Source organism: Megasphaera paucivorans, from assembly GCF_900103535.1.
Lineage (GTDB): Bacteria > Bacillota > Negativicutes > Veillonellales > Megasphaeraceae > Megasphaera_A > Megasphaera_A paucivorans.
This window is the reverse complement of the sequence record NZ_FNHQ01000023.1, coordinates 1-17,654: the sequence shown is the minus strand read 5'-3', so window position 1 is coordinate 17,654 and position 17,654 is coordinate 1. Positions and strand designations below refer to the sequence as shown.

Genomic DNA, 17,654 nt, shown 5'->3' with positions numbered 1-17,654 from the left:
ACGGGATATTTCTATTTTTCATGTTGCCGTTCATCTGCTTCGATGTCTTCCTTACTGACCGGCTTGTTTTCCGGATGTACCGTTGTGGCTCCCTCCAAATGATTTTCCGCTTTCGGTACAGTGCTGCTGTACGTGATTTGAATGTGGTACAAGAAGGTAACAACAGTCCGCTTAATGGAATCCACCATTTCTTCAAACATTTCGTAAGCTTCAAATTTATATTCGACAAGCGGATTCTTCTGTCCATAAGCACGCAGATTGATTCCTTCTTTTAATGCATCCATCGCATCCAAGTGATCCATCCACTTGCTGTCAACAACACGCAGCATAATTGCCTTTTCCAATTCACGCATCGTCGGCGCGCCTATTTCTTTTTCACGGACATCATACAGTTCGGTTGCAATCGTATGCAATTTGTCTTGTACTTCTATACGGCTGAGATTTTCCAGTTCCTGGACCGTTGTAGCTCCCTTAGGCACAAAGTATTGTTCCATTTGCTGTAAGAGACCTGTAAAATCCCATTCTTCCGGATATAGTTTCTCATTGGCGTATTTTTCCAATCCATCCATGATAATGTCATCCACCATGCCGATAATTGTTTCCCGCAGTGATTCCACCTGCAGAACCTGGCGCCGTTGTCCATAGAGAACTTCACGCTGCTGATTCATGACGTCATCATATTCCAATACATACTTACGAATTTCAAAATTATGGGCTTCTACTTTTTTCTGTGCTTTTTCTATGGATTTAGTAATCATAGAATGTGTAATCGGTTCATCTTCATCCATTCCCAGCTTATCCATTACCTTGGAAATGTTATCAGAACCGAAAATCCGCATAAGATCATCTTCCAAGGACAAGAAAAATTGTGTAGTTCCCGGATCTCCCTGCCGTCCGGAACGTCCTCTAAGCTGATTATCAATTCGTCTGCTTTCATGGCGTTCTGTCCCAATAATCATGAGTCCGCCCAATTCAGGAACTCCTTTACCCAATTTGATATCTGTACCACGGCCGGCCATATTGGTAGCTATAGTTACCATATTAGGCTGTCCTGCTTCTTTTATGATTTCCGCTTCTTTTTCATGATATTTAGCATTTAATACATTATGCACAATATTTTCTTTTTTCAAAAGCCCGCTGATGATTTCCGACTGACTAATGGAGGTCGTACCCACCAGCAACGGCTGTCCTTTGGCATGACGCACCTTAATTTCCCGAACAACGGCACGATATTTAGCATTTTTTGTTTTGTATATCATATCCGGCAGATCCTTACGTATCATCGGCATATTGGTCGGAATAACATATACATCCAGCTTATAAATTTTATTAAATTCGTCTTCTTCTGTTTTAGCTGTACCAGTCATACCTGCCAGTTTGTTATACATACGGAAATAATTCTGGAAGGTAATAGTCGCCAATGTTTTACTTTCACCTTGAACTTTGACGCCTTCTTTAGCTTCAATAGACTGATGCAGTCCATCACTATACCGACGGCCGTACATAAGACGGCCGGTAAATTCATCAACAATGACGATTTCCCCATTTTTAACGACGTAATCCTTATCCAGATGCATCATAAAACAGGCCCGCAAGGCTTGAATAACCAAGTGGTTCAATTCCAGGTGTTCATTATCGAACATATTGCTGATACCCAGCATTTTTTCAATTTTATGAGCGCCTTCTTCTGTTGGTGCGATAGTTTTCTGCTTTTCGTCCATTGTATAATCTTCATCTTTTTTCAGACGCTTTACAATGGCAGCCAGCGTATAATACATATCTGTTGATTTTTCTCCCGGCCCGGAGATAATCAATGGTGTACGGGCTTCATCAATAAGGATGCTGTCAACTTCATCGACGATACAATAGTTAAGAGGGCGCTGTACCATCTGATCCGCGCTGATCACCATATTATCCCGCAGATAATCAAAACCGAATTCGTTGTTTGTTCCATATGTAATATCGGCATTATACGCACGGCGTCTCTGGTCATAATCTAAATCATGGACGATCAATCCGACAGTCATCCCTAAGAATTTATAAATTTGACCCATTTCTTCGCTATCACGGGTAGCCAGATAATCATTGACGGTGACAACATGAACTCCTTTGCCGGACAATGCATTCAAATAGACAGGTAAGGTTGCAACCAAAGTTTTCCCTTCACCTGTTCTCATTTCCGCTATATCGCCGCGATGAAGCACAATACCGCCAAGCAATTGCACGTCAAAATGCCGCATTCCCGTAACTCGTCTTGACGCTTCGCGGACAACAGCAAATGCTTCAGGCAGCAAGTCATCCAATGTTTCGCCTTCCTGTATGCGCTTTTTGAATTCCAACGTTTTACCTGCCAGCGAAGCATCACTTAAATCTGCCAATGAAGCTTCCAATCTATTGACATCTTTAACAATCGGCCACATTTTTTTCAATTCGCGCTCTGTATTGTTTCCAAGTAATCTATTTACTAATTTGTCAAACACCTGAACAGCCCTCCAATTAATTGCACAAATAAGATATCTACTCTATTAACATCAATAATATATTTTATCATAAATACATATTATTAGTCAAAAATATCCATCTTTTCTACTTCGTCTGTCACGATATGTATCATACCACAAATACCAAAGGAATAACACTTGTTTTTTGTCGGTTTATTAACATTCATCAATCTTGCATCTTATGCGTGCATGATAGGAAATAATAAAAATACTTTATTGTTTTCTCTATCTTTTTATAACAATCAATGCTATACTAGATAAGTTACATTAATAGGAGGTATACATGTTAGAAAAATTTAAAGAACTGAACATCAATGACGTAATCATCCAAGCCCTGAACGAAATGGGATTTGAAGAACCAACCCCCATTCAAGCCGAATCCATCCCGGTCGCACTGTCCGGTAACGATATGATCGGCCAAGCTCAAACTGGTACAGGGAAAACGGCTGCTTACGCAATTCCCGTGCTGGAGAAAATTTTGGCCGCAACACCTACAAAAGATATCCAAACTGTTGTCTTATCACCAACACGTGAACTGGCAATGCAGGTTGCTGAAGAAATCAACCACCTTGCCCAATTTACCAATATTCAAGCACTACCAATTTACGGTGGTCAAGATATTGACCGCCAACTTCGCCGCCTGCGCAAAAATCCACAGATTGTAGTAGCTACACCAGGTCGTTTGATTGACCACATGAAACGAGGTACAATTCGTCTCAACCATATCTCAACGATTGTACTTGATGAAGCCGATGAAATGCTCAATATGGGTTTTATTGATGACATCAACCTAATTTTGGCTGCCACTCCAGCAGATACTCGGCAAACATTGCTTTTTTCAGCAACTATGCCTAAGCCGATCCAAGAATTGGCGCAGAAATTTCTGCACGATCCGCAGATCATACGCATGAAAGCAAAGGAAGTTACAATTGACCTTATTGAACAATCGTACATCGAAGTACCCGATCGTCAAAAGTTTGATATACTTTGCCGACTGCTCGATTTGCAGGATCCCGATTTAGCGATTATTTTTGTCCGCACGAAACGTCGTGTCGATGAAGTATCCGAAGCATTAAAAAAACGCGGTTTTTCTTCGGAAGGCATCCACGGAGATTTAACACAGGCTAAACGAGATACGGTCATACGTCAATTCCGTGAAAAAACGATTGATATCCTCGTCGCTACAGATGTAGCTGCCCGTGGATTAGATATCAGCGGTGTTACACACGTATATAACTATGATTTGCCGCAGGACCCGGAAAGCTATGTTCATCGAGTCGGCCGTACCGGCCGTGCCGGACAAACCGGCGAAGCCATGACCTTTGTCATTCCTCGTGAAATAGAACATCTCCGTACTATTGAACGGTTAATCAAACGGCCTATTCCCCGCCGCAAAGCCCCTTCCTTCTCTGAAGCTCTTGAAGGCGCGCAGCAGAGTGCTATCAGAAACCTTGCCGCCGCAGCCGAAGACGGAAGTGTAGAAAGCTATCGTGCCAGTGCCGAAGAATTATTGTCTAATTTTGATTCTGTTGCCTTGGTTTCCGCGGCCATTAAACTGCTGACGAAAGAACCAGATACGACTCCTGTAAAAATTACAGAGGAAGCACCCCTTCGTATAAAGCGCAGCTTTCATTCCGGCAATAACACAAACCGCCGCCGTGACTATTCAGGAAACAAAGATCGAAAACATGAAGGAGATTCACATCGAAGTTCCGGTGATCGAGAAAAAAAACGTCGGTTCAGCGATTCTCGTTCCTCAGATCGTAAACCGCGTGAACCACGCAAATCAACTGAAAAAAAACAACACAAAGAACCAAACCGTTCTGTTTTTAAGCCTTATTTTAAGGATTAAAAAAATCCTCATCAGAAAAATTTCTGATGAGGATTTTTTTTACGTTATACTCCCGGCCAAGCCATTTCCTTACCACCGAGAATATGTGCATGCATATGGTGTACTGTCTGGCCTGCTTTTTCACCAGTATTGAAAACAACTCGATAGCCATCTTGAGACAACCCGAGCAGATCCGCTACCTTTTGGATAGCATATAGCATTTTACCTGCTATTTCTGCATCTTCGGGTTTTAAATCAGCAATACTGCAAATATGTTTTTTGGGAACAACAAGAACATGTACAGGTGCCACTGGTGCAATATCCTTAAAAGCAAAGAAATTTTCATCTTCATACACTTTTGCACTAGGTATTTCACCCATAATAATTTTACAAAATAAACAATCTTCCATTTTATTCACCCTCTCTGAATTCACCTAATAACGTATCGTCCGTTACTTTTTTTAATACGGCCCGAACTATTGTTTTTTCGTAATTACCTGGAAGTCCGCTTACTTGAACCCGTTCATAATTTTCCGAAAACCCTTCGCCGCTATCCCCTGTTTGTTTTTCTATTAAAACCAGAACAGTATGTCCCAGCATTTGCTGCATTTCTTCTTTTTGCTGCCGTTTTGTCAAATCATTGACAAGCGACACCCGCTGTTTTTTTACTTGCTCGGGAACCTGATTCTCCATACTGGCTGCCGGCGTTCCCGGCCTGGGTGAATATGGAAATGCATGAATATGTGAAAACTTCAAATATTCCAGTGTCTCTAAGGTTTCTTGAAACAAGGACTCTGTTTCACCGGGAAATCCCAGAATCAAATCTGTTGAAACAGTTAACCCATGAATACTTGCACGTAAATACTCAATTAATTGAACATACTCGGTTTTCGTATAATGTCGGTGCATAGATGATAATAGTTCATCTGATCCCGATTGCAGCGGCAAGTGAAGATGCGGGCAAATTCGGTCCGAAGAATTTATGACAGCAATCAAGTCTTCATCAACTTCCAATGATTCTATAGACCCCATCCGAATGCGTTGTACCTCTGTTTCTTCAAGAAGGCGGCGCAAAATCAAAGCTAATGTTGGCTGTTCAGGAAGATCCACCCCATAGGCTCCTAAATGAATTCCTGTAAGTATAATTTCCTTGAATCCATAGGTAATAAGATGTTTTGCTTCTTCAATAACGGCATCCGGTTTCCGGGATTTAAGACTTCCTCTTGTATAGGGAATGATGCAATATGTACAAAAATTATTGCACCCTTCTTGAATTTTCAGGTCTGCTCGTGTATGTTCTACTGCCGACGGATATAAAGGAATTTCTTCAAACTCATTATACGCCCGTACATCACGAACCGCCGTAATAGCATGTTTTTGTCCTTCTCCAATATACATGTCAACAATATCCACAATGCGATGCTTTTCATTTGTGCCAATAACAACATCGACACCTTCCATTGCAGAAATAAGTTCCGGTTCAAGTTGTGCATAACATCCTGTCACAACAACAACGGAAGATGAATTTAATTTTTTCGCGCGCCGAATATATTGGCGTGATTTTTTCTCTCCCATTTGCGTAACAGAACAGGTATTGATGACATATACATCTGCTACATCATGAAAATTAACCTCATGATACCCATGAGATAAAAATAAACCACGCATGCTGTCCGTATCATATTGATTGACACGGCACCCAAGAGTGGCAAATGCAATTGTAGACATTAGTTAAATCCTCTTTCATACATAATAATTGAAATAGCTGCTATCGCCGCAGTTTCAGCCCGGAGAATGCGTGTACCCAATGACACCGTGCGACACCAAGGTATTTTTTCACGCAGCAAAGCAATTTCATTTTTGTCAAATCCGCCTTCCGGTCCAATGCAAATGACTATGTCACCGGTTCTCACTTGTTGGCAAATATCGTGAAAAGGTGCCGTCTCCTGTTCATAGGGAACAACAAAACGCACATCACGATACTCTTTCACAAGCTTAGAGATATCAAAAACAGCAGTGATCTCAGGAACATCATTGCGGCCACATTGTTTTGCCGCTTCTAACGCAATTTTCTGCCAGCGTTTAATTTTATCCTGTTGGCGCGTTTCATTTAATTTTACTACACAATGATTCATTTGTACAGGAATAATGCGGTCCACACCTAATTCAACAGCTTTTTGAACAATCCATTCAAATCTATCATTCTTAAGCAATCCCGCGGCAAGGATTATCTTTCCATTCGAAATAACGGCATCACTTATTTTATGAGCAGGTGTCAAAAACACAGCATGATTTTCTATCTGCGTAATAATACAATCATATGTAGTTCCCGTAGAATCTGTTACAGCAATACTGTCACCTACTTTATGACGCAATACTACCATCACATGATGCGCATCATCAGAAGATAATTCAAATGTACTAGTCAAAGGAAACGATGTAAAAATTTTTCTCATCACATCCACCTCATACGAACAGCGTACCATCCATTACGGAGTTGCTCATCAATCCATATAAAATTGTTTTCATCCGCAGCCCTGCGTATATCTTCAATACGATCATCAATAATTCCGCTGGCAATAAAAATACCGCCCTCACGCAGATACTTGGGAAGCGCCGGCAATAAAGCAATAATAGCATCACTTACAATATTCGCTACAATGACATCCGCTTTATCCGGACCATGTACTACAGAATTCAATAAATCACTGCAGGACACATTAATATATGCAGCCATATGATTAAGTTCTATATTGACAGCTGCCTGTACTACCGCCTTTTCATCAAGGTCAACGGCAGTAACATGTGCTGCTCCCAATTTTGCGGCACCAATTGCAAGAATACCCGTGCCGGTTCCGATATCAAAAACCGTATCTCCACCTTTGACCGTTTGTTCAAGATACGAAATACAAAGACTCGTTGTATCATGCAATCCACTGCCAAAAGAAACCCCCGGCTCAATAGTAATAACCAAATCATCGCTCCCGGGATTCGCAGCCTCCCAAGCTGGTTCAACCCAAAAGCGATCCGATATTTTCTTAGGATGGAAATATTCCTGCCAAGTATGCAGCCACGAAGAATCATCGGATTGCGTCTCCGAAATGGTCCATGTCCCTTTAAAAACGCCGCGGTTTTCCAGCTCTTTTACCTTTTCCTTTAAAATACATATTATATTTTCTTGTTCTGTCGGAAAGTACGCCGTAACGCAAACACAGGACCCATGTGATTTCTCTTCATCAATAATAGAACCGTTACTACCGTACTCGCATAAAAGAAGGGCCACCAATTCGGTGGCCTCTTCGGGGACGAACAAGTCTATTTGCTTCCATTTCATTCGTTAAATCCCCATATCATGCACTTACGATCAAACCAAGTGCGAATCATTTTTTTTATTTTATCCCAAAAACCATCTTTCTTTTCAGGCTCCCCCACCCATTTTTCACCACAAGAAGCCGCAAATTCTTTTAAAATTTGACGCTGCTTATCATTTAAATGTTTAGGTGTCGCTACTTGAACGCGCACATAGTGGTCGCCGCGCTTTTCAGATTGAAGATAAGGTACTCCACGGTTTTTAATGCGGAAACTCGTTCCCGTTTGTGTACCAGCAGGAATCTTTAACTCAACCTTGCCATCCAGCGTATCCACTCGTATCGTAGTTCCAAGAGCTGCCTGAGCAAAGGTTATGGTTTCTTCTGACAGTACATCATTCCCCCGACGTTCAAAATGATTATGTTTTCGTACATAAATATATACATACAAATCACCATGTCCGCCACCACGCACACCGGGTTCGCCTTCACCAGCTACACGTAAGCGAGCCCCGTCATCAACGCCTGCGGGAATTTTAATTTTCAACTTTTTACGTATCTTAAGAGTACCTTCTCCGTGACATTTCTTACATTTTTCATGAACAATCTTACCCGTGCCACCGCAATGGGAACACGTTCGTACATTGACCATTTGCCCAAAAGGCGTATTTTGAACAACTCGCTGCTGTCCTGTTCCATGACAGATAGGACATGTGTCTACTTTACTCCCCGGTTCCGCTCCTGATCCATGACAATGATCGCATGTTTCATTCTTAGGAACCTGAATTTCCATTTCCACACCGAAAGCAGCATTTTCAAAAGAAATATCTACATCGAAGCGCAAATCAGCACCTCGTTCAGGCCCATTGGTCTGGCGGCTGCCCTGACCGCCGAAAAACGTATCAAAAATGTCTCCGAAACCGCCAAAGCCGCCTTGTCCAAAACCTCCTTGACCAAAACCGCCAAAACCACCCTGTCCAAAACCACCCGCACCTGCGGCGCCATTTTGAAAGGCTTCCGGTCCAAACTGGTCATACTGTGCTCGTTTCTGTTTATCCGAAAGAACACTATATGCTTCATTTATTTCTTTGAATTTTTCTTCAGCTGCCTTAGGATCATCCCGATTTTTATCGGGATGATATTTAATGGCAAGCTTACGAAATGCTTTTTTGATTTCGTCATCACTAGCGTCTTTAGAAACGCCTAGAACTTCATAATAATCTTTACTCATATGGGCAGCCCCTCTTATCTATCTTACTTCTTGTCATCATCGACTACTTTATAATCCGCATCGACGACTTTTTCATCCTTCGGCGCTTCTTGTGAACCTTGTTGCGCACCACTGCTTTGCTGTGCCGCTTGCTGCTGTGCATCCGCTTGTTTATACATTTCACTGGTTAATTCGTATAACGGCTTTGTCAATTCATCTGTCGCTGCTTTAATTTTATCTACATCATCGGTTTTCACAGCTTCTTTTAAACTTGCAATTTTATCCTTGATTTCAGAAACCTTAGCGGCATCTGCTTTATCCCCAAGATCTTTAATTGTTTTTTCAGCCTGATAAATAATAGAATCCGCATTATTTTTGGCTTCAATTCCATCTTTGCGTTTTTTATCTTCCGCTTCATGAGCAGCTGCTTCCTTGACCATACGGTCAATTTCGCTCTTATCCAAGCCGCTGGAGGAAGTAATTGTAATTTTTTGTTCCTTGCCAGTTCCCAAATCTTTTGCCGAAACATTCACAATACCATTCGCATCTATATTAAATGATACTTCAATACGAGGTACACCACGCGGGGCAGATGGAATTCCGGAAAGTTCAAAGCGGCCTAACGTTTTATTATCAGCAGCCATTTCACGTTCACCCTGCAGTACATGAACATCAACGGAAGGTTGATTATCTACAGCAGTAGAGAACACTTGGCTTCCCGACGTAGGAATCGTCGTATTGCGATCAATAATTTTAGTAAATACACCGCCCAATGTTTCAATCCCCAAAGACAACGGGGTAACATCGAGAAGCAATACATCTTTGACATCGCCAACAAGTACGCCAGCCTGAATAGCAGCACCCACAGCTACACATTCATCCGGATTAACTCCCTTGTTAGGTTCTTTGCCGAGGATAGACTTGATTGCTTCCTGTACAGCCGGAATACGGCTGGAACCACCGACGAGAATAATTTTATCAATTTCATTGATTGAAAAACCTGAATCAGCAATCGCTTTACGAGTCGGTTCCATCGTAGCATGCACAAGATCTGCTGTAAGTTCATTAAATTTCGCACGTGTCAAATTAAGATCTAAATGTTTCGGACCGGTTGCATCGGCTGTAATGAACGGCAAATTAATATTAGTGGAAAGAACCGTAGACAATTCTATTTTAGCCTTTTCAGCAGCTTCTTTCAAACGCTGTTCCGCCATCTTATCCTGGGAAAGATCAATGCCGGTCTGACTCTTAAATTCTGCAACCATCCAGTTCATAACAACATCATCAAAATCATCGCCACCCAGTTTTGTATTGCCGTTTGTAGCCTTTACTTCGAATACGCCATCTCCTAATTCAAGGATAGAAACATCGAACGTACCACCGCCAAGGTCAAATACCAGGATTTTACCATCGCCGCCTTTATCAAGGCCATAAGCCAAAGCAGCTGCTGTTGGTTCATTTACAATACGAAGTACATCAAGTCCAGCTATTTTACCAGCATCTTTCGTAGCCTGACGCTGACTGTCAGAAAAATATGCCGGAACAGTAATAACCGCTTGGGTTACCTTTTCACCCAAATAGGATTCTGCATCTTCTTTCAGTTTTTGTAAAATCATGGCAGAAATTTCCTGCGGCGTATATTTTTTCCCATTAATATCTACCGTATAACTTTCGCCCATGTGCCGTTTAATAGAAGCAACCGTATTTCCCGGGTTAGAAACAGCCTGACGTTTTGCCAGCTGCCCGACAAGACGTTCCCCTGTTTTAGAAAATCCTACAACGGATGGTGTTAACCGAGAACCTTCCGTATTTGTAATAACAGTAGGTTCTCCCCCTTCCATTACTGCGACAACCGAATTAGTCGTACCTAAATCAATACCAATTACTTTAGCCATTTTAAATTCCTCCATTCTTTTATTACAACGATAATTAACCGTTAAATGCAACTTTTACCATTGCTGGGCGTAATGTTTTTTCTCCCAGCAGGTATCCTTCCTGTAATACTTCAATCACTATATCATCTTCATATTCATCACTAGGAGTGCGCATGACAGCTTGGTGATAATTAGGATCAAAAGGCTTGCCAACTGCATCAATTTTCTGCAGACCTTCTTTTTTAAGTACTGTCATTAATTGATTATATATCATCTGATATCCATCTAAAAAGGATTTTATATCATCTGTTACTTGATCCTGCGGTACGCATAATGCCCGTTCAAAATTATCTATAATAGGCAATATACCCGTTAATATATCTACCTTTACAACTTCAGAAATTTGCAGTTTTTCACTGGCAGTACGTTTTTTATAATTAGCAAAATCTGCCTGCAGACGCATATACTGCTGTTTCACCGCATCAAGAACCGCATCGGATGTTTCTTTTGCTGCGGACTGTGCCGCTGCTGCATCATCTATCTTATCTTCTGCCTGTTTTGATTGTGCAGTGTCTTTTTTTACCTCCGATATCGTTTCTTGTGTGTCCTTTGCTTCCTCTTTAGATGTATCAGTTGTTTCTACATCTGATTTTTTGTTTTCGTCATCCATGTGTCTCAAACCCTCCTATTGATTATCATGGTAATGCTCTAGTATATATTGTAAGTGTTGTTTCATAAAATCTAAAAGCCCGATAATCTTTGCATATTCCATCCGTGTAGGCCCCAAAACTGCTATTTTCCCCAGAACCACATTGTCATCGGAAAATGTAGCTTCAATAATACTGCAGTCATTGATAGAAGAAAGATTTGCTTCATCGCCAATACGCACACTTACTTTTTTATTATGTGCTCCCTCATCTCCCATCAAAAGATTTGCCACTAAATCTTGTTCCTCTAATAATGTAAATAAATTTTTAGCTTTATCTACATCTTTAAATTCAGGCTTATTAAGGAGCTCCATCGTGCCGCCTTTATATAACTGCTGTTTATGGAACGATTTTGTCAACGATCGAAACGCTACGCGATACAGTTCTACATCATCTACAATACTTTCATGAAGCTTATCAATCATCTGCATAGAAATGTCAGACAGGGGGATTCCCGATAAATAATGCGTTAATTTCTCTGCAATCAAATTTAAATCATCCAGCGTTGCAGATACCGGCTTAGAATAAATACAATTTTCAATCTGCCCTGTATCGGTCACAACAATCATAATAGCACGATAGTCGTCAAGTGGCAAAAAACGGATATACTTTAATTTAGACGTCATTTGCCGAGAAGCCATCACTAACGTCACATTATGTGTAATACGAGATAAAACTTTAGCCGTTGACTGGAAAATTTGATCAACATCGCTCATTTTATCTTGAAACCAGCCTTGTACAATTTTTTTCTCTTCACTGCTGATTTCTGTAGGCTGCAGCAAGCAATCAACATAAAATCGATATCCTCTGGCGGAAGGAACGCGGCCGGCCGATGTATGGGGTTGTTCCAAAAAACCCAGCATTTCTAAATCAAACATTTCATTGCGGATCGTCGCAGCACTTACGCCAAGATTATATTTACGGGCAATAGTCCTCGAACCAACAGGTTCAGCAGATGTGATATAGTCCTGAATGATAGCTTGCAGTATTTTCTTTTTTCTTTCATCCATGTCCATATCTATCACCTCTGCTTCTTTATATTTTAGCACTCGTTTTAATTGAGTGCTAATAACTATATAAAACATAGCATGTTAAGTCTCATTTGTCAATGATTTTAAGGCAAAAAATCAAATAAAAGTCAAAAAGTCAAATGTAAATACAAAAAAGTGCATTCCGGATTCCGGAATGCACTTTTGCCTTATCAATAAAATAACTTAATAGTATTACTTACCTGTAAAGGCCGGTTTACGCTTTTCAACAAAAGCCCCCATACCTTCTTTTTGATCAGCCGTTGCAAAGCAAAGGCCAAATACTTCCGCTTCGTAAGAAATACCGGTTACTACATCGCAATTAACACCATTATTAATAGCAGCTTTAGACATCTGAACAGCTACAGGTGCATTTTTAGCAATCTTCTTAGCAACCTTCATGACAACATCCATTAATTCAGCTTGAGGAACCACCTTGTTAACCAAACCAATGCGATGCGCTTCCTGAGCATCAATCATACCACCTGTATAAATTAATTCTTTAGCATAACCGCGCCCAACTACACGAGTCAAACGTTGTGTACCACCGAAACCAGGGGTAATGCCTAAGCCAACTTCTGGTTGACCAAATTTAGCATTTTCAGAAGCATACCGGAAATCGCAGGCACAGGACAATTCACAGCCCCCGCCAAGTGCAAACCCGTTAATAGCTGCAATTACGGGCTGCGGTAATTTTTCGATTTCTGTAAATACGTTTTGTCCAAAAATTCCCCACGCACGTCCTTCAGCTGGATTTTTAGTAGCCATTTCTTTGATATCAGCACCGGCAACAAAGGATTTATCCCCCGACCCGGTAATAACCAATACTTTGATGTCAGAATTAACAGCAACTTTTTCAACACAATCTTTCATTTCCGCAACTGTCGCTGCATTCAAAGCATTTAAAGCTTTCGGACGATTGATTGTCAGCATGCCAATTCCGTCTTCCACACTAAAAAGAATGTTCTGGTACTCCATATTGACTAAACCTCCTGTAATTATACGAATACTTTATCAGCAAATACAACCATTATTTATAGTCATAGAAACCTTTGCCGGTCTTGCGGCCAAGATATCCAGCTTGTACGTATTTAACGAGCAGCGGGCACGGACGATATTTAGGATCTCCCATACCATCATATAGAACTTCCATTACATGAAGTACTACATCATTACCGATCAAATCACAGAGAGCCAGTGGTCCCATCGGATGATTAAAACCTAATTGGCAAACTTTATCAATATCTTCTTTGGAAGCTACACCTTCCATCAAAGCAAATACAGCTTCGTTTAACATCGGAATAACAATACGATTTCCTGCAAAGCCGGGGAAATCAGTTACTTTAACAGGAGATTTTCCTAATTCTTCAGATGCTTCGAAAACTTTTTTGAAAGTATCTTCAGAAGTAGCAATACCATCAATGATTTCAATAAGTTTCATAACAGGAGCCGGGTTAAAGAAATGCATTCCGATCACTTTATCCGGACGATTGGTTGCAGCAGCAATTTCCGTAATAGCCAAGGAAGATGTATTGCTGGCAAGAATAGTATGCGGTTCACAGCATTCACCCAAATTCTTGAAGATCTGAGCTTTGATTTTCATGTTTTCAATAGCCGCTTCAACAACGAGATCAATCCCTGCCATGCTTTCTTTAGTTACATCAACAAAACCTGTAATGCGGGCCATAGCAGCATCCTTATCTTCCTGCGTCATTTTGCCTTTGCCGACAAGTTTCGTTAAGTTCTTGTCAATCTTTGCTTTCCCACCATCAATGAACTCTTGTTTAATATCGTTCAAAACAACTTCACAACCATGTGTTACAAATACCTGAGCAATACCTGAACCCATTGTACCGGCACCAATAACCATTACTTTTTTACAAAACATTACTAACTCCTCCTTCAATTCGCGTGATTTTTTTCACTTGTTTTTTTCCCATCTATCACGCATTTAGATATTTTAGTTGCCTTGCTTACATGTATAGTATACCACACTTAGTAAAAAAATCTACTGAATTATACTCTTTTATAATAAAATAAATGAAAGAAAATACGCTCAACCATGGGAAAGTGCTTAAAAATGCGTACTTTACATACGGATATGCAAAATACGCAATAGATTATGTTATATTATGAACTTTTATCATGTGAACTTTTTGAGTTTTTTCACAAACCCGTTTATTCCGCACACAGATTCTATTCAGCTTCATTCAAAGCCTTCAGCACATTCCTTCTTTTCTCATAATTACGCCGATATAATGCTGTATTTTCACTATGGGGCATATAGACTTCCTTCGGCGTTAATTTTCGCTGCAGCACAGATTTCAAATCAACGATGTCATGAACTGCATATGACGCAACAATACAATTGGTTGGAACGGCTCCGCCGGCAACTTCCAATGTCAGAACCTGTGTATCAAGCATATCTGCTTTAATTTGATTCCATAATGAATCTTGGCTTCCGCCTTCAGTAACTGTTAGTTTATCAATGCAAATGCCGGCATGACGGTATAAATCTGTTATTTCCAAATAATCGTATCCAATCCCTTCCAGCACAGAACGCCAAAGAGCGCCTTGATCAGAATCAAGCGTTAACCCTAAAAAAGTTCCCCGCACATGTTGAAACGCTCCATTTCCTCCCGTTAAATAAGGAATAAACATAACGCCGTCACAGCCGGCAGGATGTCGGCCGGCTAAGGAATCCAGCTTTTCATAATATGTATCTTCTTCATGCCGACAGATACTATCTTTAAACCAACGGAGCGCCAACCCGCCTGTCCGAACAAAACCCCAATAAAAATAACTATTGGGAAGCGTACCTGAATTAAAAATAAGACCACTCCCGGGAACAGACAACTCTGGAACAATTCCTTCTGTTGCAGCACAAAACATGGCACAAGTGCCCGCCACATCTACAGCACTTCCAGCATCCAACACACCGCTTCCCATCATGGATTCCATCGTATCCCCAGCTCCAGCACAAATAGGGATTCCTGCAGGAAACCCTGTTTCTTTGGCATCCTTTTCACAAAGTTCTCCAATAATATCCCATGGTTTTAAAATCTTCGGCATATATTTTCCGGGAATTCCTAAAATTTTCAATTGTTCTTCGGACCATTGCTTATTCATAACATTATATCCCAAACCCCACCCGGACATTACCCCCCAATCGAGGAAGGCGTCTGTTCCTTTAAGTCCTGCTAAGTGCAGCAAGACATACGGACAATTATGCATGAATTTTACACCTTGCGTTCGAAATGGTTCACTGTTCTTGATAAACCACCGTGCAAACATAGCTGGAAACATGCAATTCGGCTCAGCATTTCCAGTCTCCCGTGCCCAAATATCAAGTTTCTGCTGTCTAAGTTCCTCCACATCTTCCATAGTACGGCTGTCGAGATAATTAATAAAAGGCGTAACGGCATTTCCGTCTGCATCAACGCCGGCAATCCCGCAAATAATACCATCTCCCATAATAGCCCGCACGGAAGTAACGGGTATCCCCTGCTCCTTCAATTTAGCCGAACAGGTTCTCATGCATTGCTTGATTAATCGGTAATATTCATCAATATCCATCTGTACCCAGCCTGGATGAGGATAAGTCAACGTTGTCTTCGCCGTATCCATTGCCACACACTGCAATGTGTCATCGTAAACAGCCACTTTAACGCTCTGCGTTCCCGCATCAAATCCGATATAATATTTTTGTTCCATGTTCATGCACCTCGTAATATCATGAATAATGTTCATATGCATATTCTTTCCCAATAATAGCATCGAAAATTTGAAATAGCAACACTTTGGGTAATCTCATCAATAATTGTATTGATATTTTCTTGAAAACATGATAATATAGTAAAGTGCTTTTTAAACCACTTTATATTTTTACTTTTATCATGCGCCCGTAGCTCAGGGGATAGAGCACCGGTCTCCGGAACCGGGTGCGTAGGTTCGATTCCTACCGGGCGCACCAAAAAAGAGCAACCGTTTAAACGGCTGCTCTTTATTTATATGTAATTTCATTCTTATATATAAGGAGGAAATCTAAATGATAAAAATCGGTTATACCAAATTAAACACAGAAAATCCTAAAATATGTGTTCCCCTTACTCCTGAAAGCATTTACAGCGCAATCAGCCAAAGTCATATAATTAAAGAACATGCATTTGATTTCGTCGAATTTAAATCAGATTCGTTCAATGGTGGTGCCAATCTTTCCCAACTTTGGAATGCGCTCATGACAATCAGTTTACAATTTCAAGAAAACCCGATTATCTTCTCCTGCCGCTTTTCCAATCTTGATTCCTATTTTCAAACCGACCGAGACTACCGTGATATCATAACATTTGCAATTCGTTCGGGCATTCCCAATGCCGTGGAAATTGATATGGATCGAGATGAACAGCATATTGCCGATGCCATTGATTTAGCTCTGGATACAGAGGTAATCCCAATTCTTTTCATAGCAGCAGCCACAGATGCCACACGGCAAGAAATAGCCGCCCAGCTGGAAAATGCGTATAATAAAGATGTAGAAATATACCATTTATACCGACCCGTAGAGAAAGAAACGGATATATCCGATCTGACAGGTATTGTTGATACCTTTACCGCCCTTCATGACGGAACAATGGTAATTTGTGAACCAGTCGGTGCTATCGCCCGTAACGCCTTAGCCGCCGGTAATACCTTCCACTCTCCCATTGTATATGCCTCTTGTCAGGAAGAAGATGCAAACACCTATATCAATGCGGATACCCTGGCATCCATTTTGAAAAAATAGAAAATATATCCCTTTTATTTTACTGGATTCTGTTATGACAGAATCCAGTTTTTTTGTCGTATTGAAAACCATACGCTGTGCGTATGGTTCTAAAAGCTTATAGCTATAGGTAGAAAAAGCAAAACCTCCTTTGCTATACTAAGCACAGGTTCGCCAACCGTACTTAGAGCAAAGGAGGAAAATGCTATCCATGGACACTTTAAGTTTAGCACATACAAAATGGAGATGTAAATATCATCTTGTGTTTGCACCCAAGTACCGTAGACAATTGATTTACGGGAAATTAAAAAAAGATATTGGAAAAATTTTACGGGAATTATGTAGCCGGAAAGATGTAGAAATACTGGAAGCTAATGCGTGTAGGGATCATATACATATGTTAGTGAGTATTCCACCTAAGTTGTCCGTATCT

Annotated in this window: 15 protein-coding genes and 1 tRNA gene; 4 read left to right on the top strand and 12 right to left on the bottom strand. The window is 40.8% G+C overall.

Annotated elements, in window-relative coordinates; all coding sequences use genetic code 11:
• Positions 1–11: 11 nt before the first annotated feature.
• Entirely contained in the window at positions 12–2,480 is a 2,469-nt protein-coding gene (gene secA / locus BLR11_RS10075; RefSeq protein WP_091651504.1) for a preprotein translocase subunit SecA, read from the bottom strand.
• A gap of 304 nt (positions 2,481–2,784) precedes the next feature.
• Here secA and cshA point away from each other — a divergent pair, with 304 nt between their 5' ends.
• On the top strand, positions 2,785–4,353 hold the full coding sequence (cshA, locus tag BLR11_RS10070) for a degradosome RNA helicase CshA (protein ID WP_091651501.1): 1,569 nt from the start codon (positions 2,785–2,787) through the stop codon (positions 4,351–4,353).
• A gap of 44 nt (positions 4,354–4,397) precedes the next feature.
• Here the strand turns inward: cshA and BLR11_RS10065 are convergent, their stop codons facing one another.
• The 11 genes from BLR11_RS10065 to BLR11_RS10015 form a co-directional block, all read right to left on the bottom strand.
• Positions 4,398–4,742: a histidine triad nucleotide-binding protein gene (locus tag BLR11_RS10065; RefSeq protein WP_091651499.1), complete on the bottom strand. Its 345-nt coding sequence runs from the start codon at positions 4,740–4,742 to the stop codon at positions 4,398–4,400.
• A 1-nt stretch (position 4,743) separates the two neighbouring features.
• Positions 4,744–6,060 carry a tRNA (N(6)-L-threonylcarbamoyladenosine(37)-C(2))-methylthiotransferase MtaB gene (gene mtaB / locus BLR11_RS10060; protein WP_091651496.1) on the bottom strand — a complete coding sequence of 439 codons (1,317 nt, stop codon included), beginning with the start codon at positions 6,058–6,060 and terminating at the stop codon, positions 4,744–4,746.
• The gene (locus BLR11_RS10055; RefSeq protein ID WP_091651493.1) at positions 6,060–6,788 is read right to left on the bottom strand and encodes a 16S rRNA (uracil(1498)-N(3))-methyltransferase; all 729 of its coding nucleotides are present in this window, start codon (positions 6,786–6,788) and stop codon (positions 6,060–6,062) included. Before BLR11_RS10055 ends, mtaB begins: the two co-directional genes overlap by 1 nt.
• On the bottom strand, positions 6,788–7,666 hold the full coding sequence (gene prmA, locus BLR11_RS10050) for a 50S ribosomal protein L11 methyltransferase (RefSeq protein WP_091651490.1): 879 nt from the start codon (positions 7,664–7,666) through the stop codon (positions 6,788–6,790). The genes BLR11_RS10055 and prmA overlap by 1 nt, the downstream gene beginning before the upstream one ends.
• Positions 7,663–8,871, bottom strand: coding sequence for a molecular chaperone DnaJ (gene dnaJ, locus BLR11_RS10045; RefSeq protein WP_091651484.1), 1,209 nt, complete (start codon positions 8,869–8,871; stop codon positions 7,663–7,665). The genes prmA and dnaJ overlap by 4 nt, the downstream gene beginning before the upstream one ends.
• A 23-nt stretch (positions 8,872–8,894) precedes the next feature.
• Positions 8,895–10,745, bottom strand: coding sequence for a molecular chaperone DnaK (gene dnaK, locus BLR11_RS10040; protein ID WP_091651481.1), 1,851 nt, complete (start codon positions 10,743–10,745; stop codon positions 8,895–8,897).
• Between the two features lie 34 nt (positions 10,746–10,779).
• On the bottom strand, positions 10,780–11,394 hold the full coding sequence (grpE, locus tag BLR11_RS10035) for a nucleotide exchange factor GrpE (protein ID WP_091651479.1): 615 nt from the start codon (positions 11,392–11,394) through the stop codon (positions 10,780–10,782).
• A 15-nt stretch (positions 11,395–11,409) separates the two neighbouring features.
• Positions 11,410–12,447 carry a heat-inducible transcriptional repressor HrcA gene (hrcA, locus tag BLR11_RS10030; RefSeq protein ID WP_091651575.1) on the bottom strand — a complete coding sequence of 346 codons (1,038 nt, stop codon included), beginning with the start codon at positions 12,445–12,447 and terminating at the stop codon, positions 11,410–11,412.
• A gap of 207 nt (positions 12,448–12,654) precedes the next feature.
• Positions 12,655–13,437 (bottom strand): short-chain-enoyl-CoA hydratase, encoded by a 783-nt coding sequence (locus BLR11_RS10025; RefSeq protein ID WP_091651476.1) that lies wholly within the window; start codon positions 13,435–13,437, stop codon positions 12,655–12,657.
• 52 nt (positions 13,438–13,489) lie between these two features.
• Positions 13,490–14,347, bottom strand: a complete 858-nt coding sequence (locus tag BLR11_RS10020; protein WP_091651473.1) for a 3-hydroxybutyryl-CoA dehydrogenase — start codon at positions 14,345–14,347, stop codon at positions 13,490–13,492.
• Positions 14,348–14,655: 308 nt separating this feature from the next.
• Positions 14,656–16,173: an FGGY-family carbohydrate kinase gene (locus BLR11_RS10015; RefSeq protein WP_091651470.1), complete on the bottom strand. Its 1,518-nt coding sequence runs from the start codon at positions 16,171–16,173 to the stop codon at positions 14,656–14,658.
• 184 nt (positions 16,174–16,357) lie between these two features.
• Between BLR11_RS10015 and BLR11_RS10010 the strand changes: the two genes are divergently transcribed.
• The 3 genes from BLR11_RS10010 to tnpA form a co-directional block, all read left to right on the top strand.
• Positions 16,358–16,432, top strand: a tRNA-Arg gene (locus BLR11_RS10010).
• 75 nt (positions 16,433–16,507) lie between these two features.
• Positions 16,508–17,242 carry a type I 3-dehydroquinate dehydratase gene (locus BLR11_RS10005; protein ID WP_091651468.1) on the top strand — a complete coding sequence of 245 codons (735 nt, stop codon included), beginning with the start codon at positions 16,508–16,510 and terminating at the stop codon, positions 17,240–17,242.
• A 190-nt stretch (positions 17,243–17,432) separates the two neighbouring features.
• Positions 17,433–17,654, top strand: a 222-nt coding sequence (gene tnpA / locus BLR11_RS10000) for an IS200/IS605 family transposase (RefSeq protein WP_218118779.1), incomplete at its 3' end; no start/stop codon positions are given.

Excerpts from the sequence above, each read along its gene's own strand:
- cshA (WP_091651501.1), top strand. The coding sequence starts at position 2,785 with ATGTTAGAAAAATTTAAAGAACTGAACATCAATGACGTAATCATCCAA.
- BLR11_RS10065 (WP_091651499.1), bottom strand. The coding sequence starts at position 4,742 with ATGGAAGATTGTTTATTTTGTAAAATTATTATGGGTGAAATACCTAGT.
- mtaB (WP_091651496.1), bottom strand. The coding sequence starts at position 6,060 with ATGTCTACAATTGCATTTGCCACTCTTGGGTGCCGTGTCAATCAATAT.
- BLR11_RS10055 (WP_091651493.1), bottom strand. The coding sequence starts at position 6,788 with ATGAGAAAAATTTTTACATCGTTTCCTTTGACTAGTACATTTGAATTA.
- prmA (WP_091651490.1), bottom strand. The coding sequence starts at position 7,666 with ATGAAATGGAAGCAAATAGACTTGTTCGTCCCCGAAGAGGCCACCGAA.
- dnaJ (WP_091651484.1), bottom strand. The coding sequence starts at position 8,871 with ATGAGTAAAGATTATTATGAAGTTCTAGGCGTTTCTAAAGACGCTAGT.
- dnaK (WP_091651481.1), bottom strand. The coding sequence starts at position 10,745 with ATGGCTAAAGTAATTGGTATTGATTTAGGTACGACTAATTCGGTTGTC.
- grpE (WP_091651479.1), bottom strand. The coding sequence starts at position 11,394 with ATGGATGACGAAAACAAAAAATCAGATGTAGAAACAACTGATACATCT.
- hrcA (WP_091651575.1), bottom strand. The coding sequence starts at position 12,447 with ATGGACATGGATGAAAGAAAAAAGAAAATACTGCAAGCTATCATTCAG.
- BLR11_RS10025 (WP_091651476.1), bottom strand. The coding sequence starts at position 13,437 with ATGGAGTACCAGAACATTCTTTTTAGTGTGGAAGACGGAATTGGCATG.
- BLR11_RS10020 (WP_091651473.1), bottom strand. The coding sequence starts at position 14,347 with ATGTTTTGTAAAAAAGTAATGGTTATTGGTGCCGGTACAATGGGTTCA.
- BLR11_RS10015 (WP_091651470.1), bottom strand. The coding sequence starts at position 16,173 with ATGGAACAAAAATATTATATCGGATTTGATGCGGGAACGCAGAGCGTT.
- BLR11_RS10005 (WP_091651468.1), top strand. The coding sequence starts at position 16,508 with ATGATAAAAATCGGTTATACCAAATTAAACACAGAAAATCCTAAAATA.